We start from the raw sequence: 12,263 nt of genomic DNA, 5'->3' as shown, positions 1-12,263 counted from the left end.
TATCGCACCATCTTGGTTTTGCAAATGAAAATAGTTCACAGGAACACTGTATGATCTGCAGATTCCCTTAATTTGATTGGAAAAGCCTGAAAGATTTCATTCGCTCCCGAATCCAATAAAAAAACGCGGATTCTGCGTTTCGAAAGGAAGTACAGCTTGATTCTTTTTACAAGACCATCCTTTTGATAATTTTCCAATACCAGCAGAACGTCCTCCGTTAATTGAAACCGATTCTTTCTATCAGGCTCGGTCATTTTCATAACAATGCGTTCAAATTCTACAGAAATATCCCTGCGATATGCCCGCAATAGAATTCTATTTCCGGAACGGTCAAATCCAATGTCATTTAGTTAACTCAAGAGGTCATCCCCTGCCAGGGGGTATAACCAAAAATTTAAAAATAGGGGTTGACAAACAGCCCCAAATGTGCGGCCGCTTTCGCTGCTGATTGCTTTAAAGTAGCGAAAGCGGCCCTTGAATTGAATATATATTTTTCGATTCAAGGAGGTACACATTTATGTCGCACGAATCAATTAAAGTTGCTTTTTCAGATGCCGTCAATCATGTTGCATCCAATATTTCACTCTATGCAGTGAACCCAGACAGGGATCTGACCCGCAACAGGAAGATGGGAGCTGCCAGGCTCATTTCTTTCATGGCCTCCTGTGGCTCTTCCAGCACCAGACTGGAACTTCTCGATTTCTTTGGTCTGGATTCAAATGCTCCATCTGCCTCTGCTTTTAACCAGCAGCGTACAAAACTAAAACCAGAAGCACTGGAAACGGTTTTCCAGCTATTCAACTCTTCTGTATTCTCCTCGGAAAAGCCATCTGACTATCGTTTTCTTGCTGCGGATGGCTCCACCTTTACTTATTTCAGCAAGCTTTCCTTTTCTCCCCTGAATACTTCGTCTCAGAAGGACATTCTGCAAAAGGATTCTTCAGCATGCACCTGAATGCTCTTTATGACCTTCAGAAGCATACTTATACGGATGCCCTGATTCAGGCGGTTCATCATAAGGATGAATTTCGGGCTTTCTGTGACATAGTTGACCGCCACAATCTGATTCCTGGTACGAAAGATGTCTTCATTGGTGACAGAGGGTACTGCTCCTATAACAACATGGCACATGTACTGGAAAAAGGCCAGTATTTCCTCTTCCGCACAAAAGACATTCACTCGAAAGGACTTGTTGGAAACTTTGATTTCCCGGATACAGATTCCTTTGATTTTCAAGTAAATGTCACCCTTGTTCGCAGCCATAAAAAGAAGATACCGATCAAAGAAGGCTTTTATAAGCGCTATGTGGATGTAAATGCTTCTTTCGATTATGTTACATATGGTTCCCTGGACACTTATGATCTAACGTTCCGGATCGTAAGATTTCCCCTGTCTGACAGTTCTTATGAATGTATTGTAACCAATCTGCCGTCAGAGGAATTCCCACCCGAACGGATTAAACTTCTATACTATAGCAGATGGGCTATAATACCGATATCGGTATTATAGCCCATCTGAGATGATATAACTCCTTGAAATCTTCAATGTCAAACTCCATATCCGGAAGATTAGTAATGATATTTTCAAAACAGCCATCTGTAATTTCAATCCTGACCACACGCAGTGAGATATTATATTCCGGCTGTTCATCGGTGATAAAGTCCATTGGAACTTCCTGACAGATATATCGGTATCTGTCAGGATACTCAGGATGAAGCCGCTTTTTCTTTGCGTTCGATCTCGTCAGTATGCGGTCAACGTGAAGATCAAGTTCCCTGACATCATCAAGTGGAAACCCCAGTATTTTTTCTGTTTTCCGGTCTGTGCACCGGATCAGGAAAAAATGACCTTTTTCCATGACATGTGCAAAATCATTATAGGAAGCGTATCCCCTGTCGCATATATAAATGTTGGGAATCCCATCATCCTGTGCCCGGTCAACCAGCTGACAGAAAGCTTTGTATTCGTTGCGTTTTCTTGCCGGCTGAACGAGGAGGTCTGTAAATTTCTTATCAAGGATGGAAAAGAAAGCATTGATGTGGATCTGATTAAATCCCCTGGTAGATTTCCCGTTCGGTTCAAAAAAAGTATCTTTATCATCAGGATTTCTGAAAATATCAACTGCTGAACCGTCGCAGGCAACCAAACGATATTTATCATTAAAAAGCTTCTTTTTACATTTTTGCTCAAATAAAATGAGCAGGTGACGCAGGGCATCGGATTTGAGTTTTTTGCGCTGTTTATAGAAAGCGGCTTTTGATGGAGCCTCCTTTACCCGTCCGAAATAACGGTACAGCTCTTCTTTAATGGAATCCGCTTCCATTGTGAGAAAGAGGAGCAGAAAATCTCTGAATCCTATTTTTCGGTTGCGAGTGAAATCCTTGCCGGGCTGAACTGCGTATTTTTCAGGATTAGCAGCAAGATCATTAATTGAAGCAAGAAGTGTAGCTTTAACAGCTTTAGAATAATTCATAATGGTTTACCTCCCTTAATCAAGTAAATATCAAAAGATATAGTTTCTTGATTAATTGGCCTTTTCTGAGGTATTCAGAAAAGGCCGCACATTTTGGAGGTTTTGTCAAGCCTTTTTTCATTTTTTTGAGTTACAGGTTAAAAAAGGATCCATGCCGATTTTCGGCATGAATCCTTTAAGTAAATGACATTGCGTGACTGCACCTCCTGATAATTCTATTTTTTGATTATCACCCTCTTTCCTTTTCCCAGTCGACAACTCTGATTTTTCTCAGCTTTGCCAACTAAGGTCTTTATCAATTCATAAGAGCCAGAATTCGTTCGGTATCGCAGCTTCTAATCACCTCAACACCTTCTGCGCTCTCGACCGTCCGATCAGTAACAATGATTTCTGCATCTGCAACATCGTTGACAATTTCATCTCCCAGCATGGAGAAGAATTCATACATATTCATCACAGATGTCACATCAAAGTATGCCATAAGGAACCCAAAGCGTGTTGTTCCTGCTACTGCCGCCGAACTTTCTCTATCTACATTGAGCCAGATGAAATCATTTGCAGCAAGGTCAATGGCAAATAAGTAAGCGAATCTGCTGTTGCAGTCAATCGTAAATGAAGTCTTTACCGTCTTCGGCTCATATACCTGTCCGGAATCTTTAACATCACGAAGCATGTAACCCGCCCTGCAGATACATTTATCAAATGTCGTACCAGAATAGACGTTGTCACAAAATACAAGGTATTCCACATCCGGATATTTCACTCTGAATCTACTGATATCAAGATCAAAATACTCAGAACCACCATTGTAACCAGAAGTTTCATCACCGGAATAGATGATAGCATCGGACTGCCTGTTCCACATAGATCTCCATGAAAACTCGATCTGGGAACCATCAGCCCGGATGCCGATTACAGAAAGATCGATATCGTGGACTTTTTCCCAGTAGGTGAATGCTCTGACTTTCTTTCCTTCCTCGATATGAAGTCTGGATCCTCTCGGAAGGATTCCATAACCACTGGAAGAAGATGCTTCTTGCATCGGCAGTGCTATATTTTTCATTGCTGGATCAATATAAATTTTACCCAGCTTACCGACATAAACTTTGCGAAGATTGTTCTTGATTGCTTCGCAGAGAAGTGCAACTGTCTTCTCAGAGATTTTCGATTGTCTTGCAAGCATTTCCGCATCAGTTTCCTCATGAACGACTAGCTTATTATGTCTAGTGAACTTAAAGGTTCTGCGGGTAGCATCGGCCCTGTAGGTTGCATACTCCATAAGAAGCTGGATAAGGACGATACCATTGGAGGATTCTATGTGTTCCATTACGAACTGAACATCTTCCACTGATTCGCATCTGCTTAAGATGTAATTCATGTTTCGGAGCACAGCACCACTTCCTTTACCCTTCTTTAAGGCCATTACCGCCTCGCGGATATCATTTGCAGTCATTGCCCTTTCAAACTCTGCATATACCGAGAAGTTTTCCTTCCCTCTCATACACTGTACGAACTGTGCCGCGATTTCATTGATTGGATGATAATGAATATGATGTAATAAACCGTTCCATACTGCCTTCTTTTCAAAGCAGTATCTAAGGTCACAGGTTCCTGCATGGAAAAGATGATTAATAACACCCGTGATAAACTTGCGATCCTGATTCTTAAGATTCAAGGCTCTGATGTTCTCATTGTCATAAAGGCGATAATTCATCTCATCTACTAGTTTAATCACATCGGACATAGCAATAAAATCCGCATAATGCACATTCCTGAATTCAAGCAGGAGCTTGATCGCCATGTTTTTGGATGCACAGTTCTTCACCTGATAATCATATTCACAGATATACTCACAGATAAATTCGTACTGATTATCGTTTACCGGTCTTGTTCCGGCAAGAAGATTCCCCACATACTCTGCAAGTTTTACAACCGCAGCTTCTTCAGTGATCACAGAGAAATCACGAATTTCACATTTTTCGTTAAATACATCTCTCTTGATGAAATCCTCAAGCATGGAATGTCCCTGTTCAGAGAAAGCGCCCATGCCATAGGTATGTGCATAATGCAACATCTGATCAAAAAGTTTCTGCTCAGAAGTAAGCTTTCTGACACTTTCCGGGAAACCTCTGTAAAACGGCTCCGATACATTCTGCCCCAACTGCTCACCGGCATAGCAGATCATCTCTGTGGTGACCAAATCTTGACCTTCAGTGATACGGATATTAAATAATTTTGCAAGCGCAAATCTTGATTCAAAAGCAGCATCGCTCTTCTCGGATGCTTCGTTTACAAGAATCCCATGATTGAATAAATAGTCTTTAAAGATTGCCTTCATTTCTTTTCCTCCTGCAATTATACTCTACAGATGATTCACGATATTGCGGATCTTCTACTATCCCAAAAGTTTGAAGTAAGGCCCGTTAGCTGTGAATCAGTGTTGTGGCGAAATTCTTGAATTCTTAAAAGGTGCTCTGCCATTTAAGCTACAGGGCAGCTGCCTGTCCCAGTGGGATTCGAACCCACACCACCTGCTCCTGATGTAAAAAGAAGTAAACCCGAATAGCTGCCACATGTGTTTTGTGTCTTGGTTAACTGTTGATATAAGAATACAGCGTCGTTACAGTTTCAGCATTTTTCGTATTCTCAGCAGGAAGAAACAGTTTTTGAAACTATTCTCCTGCTTTGAAATTGAAAATCGGCCGGATGATTCCTACCACTTCTACGGTTGATGTAATATTTTCCAGAATGGCATCAATCGGCTTGTAGGCCATCGGACATTCGTCGATGGTATCTACCGAAACAGAGGTTGTAAAAATCCCATCCATTGCTGCAGAATAATCCTCCAGCGAAAATGTTTTTCTGGCGGCTGATCTGCTGAACAATCTTCCGGCGCCATGTGGTGCAGAATAGTTCCATTCTTCATTGCCCTTACCAACACAGATCAGGCTTCCATCACGCATATTGATTGGAATCAAAAGTTTTTCACCCTTCTTCGCAGAAACAGCGCCTTTTCTGATAATGTTGGATTCATGATTGCATATTCCGCTTAAACTGTGCACTCGTTCCAAATCAACGGATCAATGTTCCGGAATAAACTGATCAAATGGTCTGGATAAGTATGTGTCGGCAGAACAACTCTTTGTTCTGCTTGATTATCCATAAAGCACGACCAGAAACAGTGTCAATGGGGCATTTATGCCGGCTTTAGCCCTTGTCATTGATACTGATGATGGGGGTGCTACTGATCAGTTAATGGCGGAAAGCAGATCAGATTGAACCGGAGTCAATGTTCAGCTTGTAGCGGAATCCACGCTCAGATGAGCCGGAATTTGCACATGATCAATGTAATTATGCACCGTCTGAAACCAGGCATAATCATCGAGCATTTTCCCAGTAAGAGAAAACAGAATCCGATCAGCAATCGTCCTGCGATTCTCTATGGCAAACTCCTGACAAATCTTCATATCATGCAGATATGCATCTCTGTTCTGTCCGGTCAGGTAACAGAGCTCTTTCGGAATCTTGTTGCCCTCAACCTGGCTGTTAAAGTTGCGAAGCGCCTCGGAAAGTTCATGTTCTCTTCCTGCAGCCTTATATTCTGCAATCAGCTGTTCTCTACGTTCCTGCTGATGATATTTTCCACAAAGCGTATCATATGCAAGCTGTTGATAATATTCCGCAACCTGCTTTCCAAGATTTCTGCTACCGGTATGGATCACCAGATAATGATGACCTGTATCATCCACATCAACCTCGATAAAATGATTACCGCCACCAAGGCTTCCAATGCTTGCCTTAATCCAGCCCAGATTTTTCAATTCATTGTAACAGTACAATTCCTGCAATTTCGGAAATTCCACAACCGACTCATCATAAACATTCATTCCAGTCGGAATCTTCTCACGGATGATTCGGTCAAGTTCTTCATAATCAATTTTTGTATTTCCAAGTTCTACCGTGAGCATACCACAGCCTATATCCACTCCGACGATATTAGGGATCAGCAGTTGCCCAAGATCTGCAGTAAAACCAATTACACATCCGGAACCAGAATGCACATCCGGCATAATACGGATTCTGCAGTTCTCCGTGAACGGCTGATCACAAATAGTCTTGATCTGCTCGAGTGCAGAATCCTCCACCAAATCTGTATAAATTAACGCCTGTGCATATTCTCCTATAATTGTCTTCATAGTTGTATCCTCCTTTATTCCTGAAAAAGAATTTCCGTAATCACGGACCTTTTACCATAATCAAAAAGTTAAGAAGTAAGACCCGTTAGCTGGAAATCCTGTTCGTGGCGATATCTCCGGATTATTTTTATCCACAGGGGCAGGCGCTCTACCATTGAGCTGCAGAACATTTTCCAGTCCTGGTGAGATTCGAACTCACATAGCCCGCCAAAAAAGAAGTAAATCCGAATAGCTGCCACAGATATCCATATTCATCGGATATCCGTACGCGAGGAGCGATTTGAACCCTCTTGCCTTTACGGCTCCGGTTCTAAGCCGGATGTGTATTCCCTTCCACCACTCGCGCTTGCCGCAGCCGGATCAAATCCGGCTTTAGCTGTTGACTGTTGTTGTTTGTTTACATGTTTATTTTATATTGGCACGCGAATTTCAAAAAGCAACATATAATATAATTTCTGAAACCGTATTTTCAGAAGGATGAAACTCGTTCCAGCTTTCCTATGAGGTTATAAGTTTCAGACTTCTTAATTTGCCAGTCCAAGGTCAATCTCCAGCATCCCGAGCCGAGTCTTCTCATTCTCAGTGATTCTGTCTTCGACCTTTTTCAAACGTACTTCACCGCCCTCAAAGCGATCCAACATATACTGTCTGAACTCCTCTTGAAGCTCACCCTTGTCCCATACAAAGAATTCCGCATGGTCATCCCATGTAAAGTCCTTAAGGAATATCTCTTTTACCAGAATCTCCATTGTTGTTGAACGTTGTCTGACGATTGCCTTTTCATCCATATGCGTTTCTCTCCTTTGTTTTATGGCTTAATTCTACAGGGCAAATGAACTTTCAAATATCCTCAATCCTCACCAGGAATGAAACCTTTCTTCCGAAAAAACAAATGTTTTTGAAACTCCTCGTTTACATTCATCATTCAAAAAAAGCTATTGATAGAAGACCAAAATAATACCCCCCTCATTACATCATCAAGACTGAAGAAAAGAATCTGTTGACAAACTAAGAAAAATGGCCTTCTATATGGTATACTTATTATATCAATTATAGGAGGTCACTTTTTTCATGATGGGAAGACAAAGCGGACAAATCCAGATGGTAATCCTTGATATAGATTCTATGATTCCAGAGAACCATCTCCTAAGACAGATTAATAATTGTGTAAACTTTGATTTCATATACGAAAAGGCTGCCCCGTATTATTCCAATATTGGGAGAAAATCTATTGATCCGGTTATTCGTAAGCGCTTAAATTTTAGCCGTTGACAGAAAAATATCCGGCTACTTTTCAGTAACCGGAGTACCTTGACAATTCACATATAATTGATCATTGGTTTGAGTTTTCTGCTCTGCATTCAATCTCAGCTTTTACATTTTCGTTCCATGGTGCTAGGAGCCCTAACTCCTCATCACTCATACTATCATTTGGCATTTTTTTTAGAAGATCCACACGGATAACAAATAAGGCGTTTCAACTCCTTTGTAAACAGCACTCCATCCATATCCGTATAATATGGATTTTCTTTCGCAACCGTTATTTTTTTAAATCGTTTTACCGGTGCTTGATCGGGACCATACTCTGTCAATGTGATTCCGTTTATTGTTTGAACAGTACTTGGAATTCTAATCTCTCTAGATGAACATTGACACATCTTCTCGGGCATCCAATCAAAAACAAGCGCAAAATCTCTAGATAATTCTGTAATCCCTTCTGGTATTGCTAACACACCAAGCCCAGCACGGATCTGTTCAATTGCCATGTCTTGATTAAAAACACTCATTCTCATTCCTCCCTTTAGAACACACTCCACTTATGAAAAACTATATCTCACAATTAGTCATAAAATTTGACATAATAATTTTAATACACTCTTCTAGTCCTGAATAAGGGGGATCACTTTTTGGGAATATCTACCGTAAAATCTATTATGTCGTCCATACTAATTCTCTCATACTCTTCCAAAAGTTGAATTTGTTCTTTTATCATCTTTTCAGTTACTTGAAGATGTTGTAAAAATGCTTGTTGACTTGTAGAAGGCCAATCCCCGATTAAGTTAGAATAGTCTCGAACAATCTCTTCAAATCGTTCAGAAATCATATGTAATTCTGACACCTTATTATTCTTCATTGTTGTGTATCCTCGCTAAAACGTGCAATAATATCTTCTAACGCAGTAAGATTTGTTCCATTAGGATGTAATCTCAGCTGGTACCATTCCAGTCTAGATAGATAATATCTAAAAGCATCATTCATTTCTGCTTGATCAATCTTCACTGGAATTAATCTATTTTCACTTTCTAATTCAGAAAAAGCTAAATCTAATTCATTCATAACATGGCGCGATTGCATGCTGCTTTCACTCAGTATCACCAAGAAATAATCAGCATTCTTGATTCCTTTTACAATACTTGTAGCATAAGAAGAAAGAATTATATCTCTAGGCGCAAACCATGTCCTAATTCCCCTCATTTCAAGCATTTGGTTAACCTTAATCATGATATCGTAGTCCTTTGATGAATAACTAATGAATATAATAGGCCCATCCGGTTTAGTGGCCACTTTACTCATCGTAGAGAAGATTTCGTTCTCATCAACATCACTCAATACACTTGATTCCTCATTTTGTTCTTCGTAATCTAGAAGTTTGTAACTACCTTCCACCATCTTAGCCATCTCAAACGCTTTAGATGGTGATGTTTCATATAGAATTATATTTTTAACACTTCTACATTGTTTTAGAAAGCTAATACACTCACATAATAGCGGGGGCATAATAATATCCATTTCCAAATTCTGTGCATTTGCCCCAACTGCAGGAATTGCAATTGTTTCTATTGGAATATTATTAACAGAGGCAATCATCAAAGCATAAAATAATGATCTAATAGCAGAGAAAATGTTTGTTTTTACCTGAGTATTAATCAATTCGTCTCTGTTGCGTTTGATTTCCACACACGCAATACGGTTAAAGTATGCACTTGATTTAAACTGTTTTGATATCCAAACACCACAAATGTTTCTCAAATCTATGGTAGGATGCATTGCCAACACTTCAACGTTAATATTATACTGCTTCCAAATTGCTCCTATTACTGACCCTTCCACAGGTGCATATGCCTCTTTAAAAGCCGAAAGCACCAACACATCAATGTTTTTCTGTAGATTACAAATATCTTCATGAAAAACACTTATTTCTTTCATACCAAAATCGGTTTTTATATATTTTGACACCAATGGTTCCATCATGTTCTCCTACAATAAGCATCTCAATAATATGTCTCTAATTTTATTATTTTCTTACAAATGTATTTCGTCAAGTGTTTTTCCCAAAAATCAGAAAGAAAAATTCCCTACTTTAGATAATTATAAAAGAAACTGTACTGAAAACTATATGTTATTTTGAATTTATCTGCTTGTAGAATTCATGTTTAGATTATATTCATATTGTATCTTTCGTTCGATCGAGTAGGAGGGAGTGATTAACTCCCGTCCTCTCACACCACCGTGCGTACCGTTCGGTACACGGCGGTTTCAATAGTTGACGTGCACAGACTGATAGGCTGTGGCTAAATCGCAAAAGCCACCGTTTATCAGTCTTTCTTTTGACATGGCTCGCTTTACCGTTGTAAGGTTGGCGCAGAACCAATGTCCTTTTCGGCTGTTAGCCGCCATACATGCATAGTATTCAGGTATACCCATTTTAATAAGGTTTCTCTTCTTTGTTTTGGGTAGTTTCCACTGTTTCCATATACACATGCGTATTCTGTGATAGAGCCATCCATTGATGTCGTCTATGTTATTCTTCATGCTCGCTATTCCATAGTAGTTAAGCCATCCTCTTGCGTAGACCTTGATTTTCTCAAGGCTTGGCTTGATTGACTGTACAGACCTACGGGAAGATAGCTCTTTCAGCCTCAACTTAAACTTCTTCCATGACTTTGGATGAACTCGGACATAGATGCCACTTCCGTTCCTTCCCAATGCAAAGCCCAGAAACTTAAAATTTCGGATTGCAACTGTCCACACCTGACTGTTTTGTACAGCCTTTTCTCTGACGCTCAGTACCATAGCTTTTGACTACAGCACCTCAGAGTGGTTTGGAACCTCCACCTATATGGCGGTTCCGATGGGCCTGCCATCATCATTCACATAGCATGGCTATACTTGTTTGGCATCATGCCACAAGTTCTTGCCTTCGTGGCGCACAATCATCTGCATAGCGTACCATGTGCATTTCTCCCTTAAACTCATGCTTTTTCACATAATCAAACCATGTATCTAAGGTATAGTGCAGATACACATTTGCCAGCACTGGCGAAATCAGCCCGCCCTGTACTGTTCCAGTTTCTGTATCCAGTCGCTTACCATCCTCCATAACTCCCCCTATCAGAAATCTCTTGATATATCTGATGAAGTTCTTATCTGCTATGTCATGCTCAAGAAATTTTATCATCCACCTCATGGTCTAAGTTATCAAAGAATCCCTTGATGTCTGCATCTAAAATGTAATTGACCTTGTCTGCCATGATGTGTTTGTTTGTATTTCGTTCATACTCACCATTGCATTGGTCGATACTCCCTACTGTCTCATGTACAGTCAGAACCATCCAGGTCTCCCAGGTATGTCAAATATAACGATATCAGGTATGCCATGCTCTAGGACTCCGATGTGTTTTCATAGTCTCGCTTTAACGACTAATCCTTGTTGGTGACCCTAGGAGGTAGCAGATCACCCCACACAATCGATATTTCTAACGAAGCTCAATCACTTCACGCTTACGCATTACGGCGTTCCTGTTCCCTGCACTACGCTTAAACACCATTGTTAGCCTTTGGCGTTCCAAGGGCTCGGTACTGGCGACTTGCTAGGTCTTACCAGACTGGATTCCCACCAGTTATATATTTGGCACCGAACTGGCGCACACCTCCTGATAAATTTTTATCTCGTATTGAGATATTTTTCAATATACAAACCTTACATACTTTATTTTTGTATTGTGAGGTGATTAACAATGAAATACCATGAACGAATGCGTGACCTACGGCAGGATAATGACTACACACAAGAATATGTTGCCAAATATTTAGGTGTCGCACAGAATACATACTCTCAATATGAATCTGACAAGCGACCTATTCCATTGGAATATATTGTTGCACTTTGTGATTTATACGAAGTCTCTGCAGATTATTTACTTGGAAGAGTAGACAAAAAATAAGGCATTCCTTTTATGGAATGTTTTTATTTTTAAATAGAAAAAATAAGCATTTTCTAGACCTCTTTTTTCTCAATACTCGACCTTTTTATTTCTTTCGTTTTTTGATGAGTATCATAATAATCATTCTTAGCCGATTATAAGCTTCCCAACTATATATGGGTACCTTTATCTTTATTCACAAAATAAAATTCCCATCTATATTTGAGTATCTTTTTTTCTTTATTTCCACAACCAAGTTCCCAGCTATATCTGGGTATCTTTTTTCTTTATTTTCATAAACAAGTTCCCAGCTATATGTGAGTATTTTTTTCTTTATTTTCACAATCAAGTTCCCAGCTATATGTGAGTATCTTTTTTCTTTATTTCCGT

At 39.9% G+C, this 12,263-nt stretch carries 12 protein-coding genes, 1 tRNA gene and 1 pseudogene; 3 read left to right on the top strand and 11 right to left on the bottom strand.

Going from position 1 to position 12,263, the window contains the following annotated elements; translation table 11 throughout:
* Positions 1-517 precede the first annotated feature (517 nt).
* Both ACTNB3_RS12590 and ACTNB3_RS12585 read left to right on the top strand, forming a co-directional pair.
* Entirely contained in the window at positions 518-955 is a 438-nt protein-coding gene (locus ACTNB3_RS12590) for a hypothetical protein (protein ID WP_441026087.1), read from the top strand.
* Positions 946-1,509, top strand: a complete 564-nt coding sequence (locus tag ACTNB3_RS12585) for a transposase (RefSeq protein ID WP_441026085.1) — start codon at positions 946-948, stop codon at positions 1,507-1,509. Before ACTNB3_RS12590 ends, ACTNB3_RS12585 begins: the two co-directional genes overlap by 10 nt.
* Here ACTNB3_RS12585 and ACTNB3_RS12580 read toward each other — a convergent pair.
* From ACTNB3_RS12580 to ACTNB3_RS12535, 10 genes and pseudogenes are all read right to left on the bottom strand, one after another.
* Entirely contained in the window at positions 1,484-2,473 is a 990-nt protein-coding gene (locus ACTNB3_RS12580) for an IS4 family transposase (RefSeq protein WP_441026083.1), read from the bottom strand. The genes ACTNB3_RS12585 and ACTNB3_RS12580 overlap by 26 nt on opposite strands.
* 295 nt (positions 2,474-2,768) lie before the next feature.
* Positions 2,769-4,811, bottom strand: coding sequence for a hypothetical protein (locus tag ACTNB3_RS12575; RefSeq protein WP_441026081.1), 2,043 nt, complete (start codon positions 4,809-4,811; stop codon positions 2,769-2,771).
* 334 nt (positions 4,812-5,145) lie between these two features.
* A complete protein-coding gene (locus ACTNB3_RS12570; protein WP_441026175.1) occupies positions 5,146-5,535 on the bottom strand; it encodes an RtcB family protein in 390 nt (129 codons plus the stop codon).
* Positions 5,536-5,766: 231 nt separating this feature from the next.
* A complete protein-coding gene (locus ACTNB3_RS12565; protein ID WP_441026079.1) occupies positions 5,767-6,669 on the bottom strand; it encodes an RtcB family protein in 903 nt (300 codons plus the stop codon).
* A 265-nt stretch (positions 6,670-6,934) separates the two neighbouring features.
* Positions 6,935-7,015 (bottom strand) — tRNA-Leu (locus ACTNB3_RS12560).
* Positions 7,016-7,193: 178 nt separating this feature from the next.
* Positions 7,194-7,457: a hypothetical protein gene (locus ACTNB3_RS12555; RefSeq protein WP_441026077.1), complete on the bottom strand. Its 264-nt coding sequence runs from the start codon at positions 7,455-7,457 to the stop codon at positions 7,194-7,196.
* Between the two features lie 639 nt (positions 7,458-8,096).
* Positions 8,097-8,456 (bottom strand): hypothetical protein, encoded by a 360-nt coding sequence (locus ACTNB3_RS12550; RefSeq protein ID WP_441026075.1) that lies wholly within the window; start codon positions 8,454-8,456, stop codon positions 8,097-8,099.
* A 113-nt stretch (positions 8,457-8,569) separates the two neighbouring features.
* Positions 8,570-8,803 carry a hypothetical protein gene (locus tag ACTNB3_RS12545; RefSeq protein WP_441026073.1) on the bottom strand — a complete coding sequence of 78 codons (234 nt, stop codon included), beginning with the start codon at positions 8,801-8,803 and terminating at the stop codon, positions 8,570-8,572.
* A complete protein-coding gene (locus ACTNB3_RS12540; RefSeq protein WP_441026071.1) occupies positions 8,800-9,921 on the bottom strand; it encodes a toll/interleukin-1 receptor domain-containing protein in 1,122 nt (373 codons plus the stop codon). Before ACTNB3_RS12540 ends, ACTNB3_RS12545 begins: the two co-directional genes overlap by 4 nt.
* A gap of 285 nt (positions 9,922-10,206) precedes the next feature.
* Positions 10,207-11,168, bottom strand: a pseudogene (locus tag ACTNB3_RS12535) (group II intron maturase-specific domain-containing protein); the annotation flags it as partial.
* A 519-nt stretch (positions 11,169-11,687) separates the two neighbouring features.
* Here ACTNB3_RS12535 and ACTNB3_RS12530 point away from each other — a divergent pair.
* Complete coding sequence (locus tag ACTNB3_RS12530) at positions 11,688-11,894, top strand: helix-turn-helix domain-containing protein (protein WP_441026069.1); 207 nt, start codon at positions 11,688-11,690, stop codon at positions 11,892-11,894.
* A 175-nt stretch (positions 11,895-12,069) separates the two neighbouring features.
* Here ACTNB3_RS12530 and ACTNB3_RS12525 read toward each other — a convergent pair.
* Positions 12,070-12,263: hypothetical protein (locus ACTNB3_RS12525; protein ID WP_441026067.1), on the bottom strand; the 194-nt coding region annotated here is incomplete at its 5' end.

The organism is Bariatricus sp. HCP28S3_D3, from assembly GCF_052065755.1.
GTDB lineage: Bacteria > Bacillota > Clostridia > Lachnospirales > Lachnospiraceae > Allocoprococcus.
The sequence above is the reverse complement of the archived record's forward strand: the minus strand, read 5'-3'. Positions and strand labels throughout refer to the sequence as shown.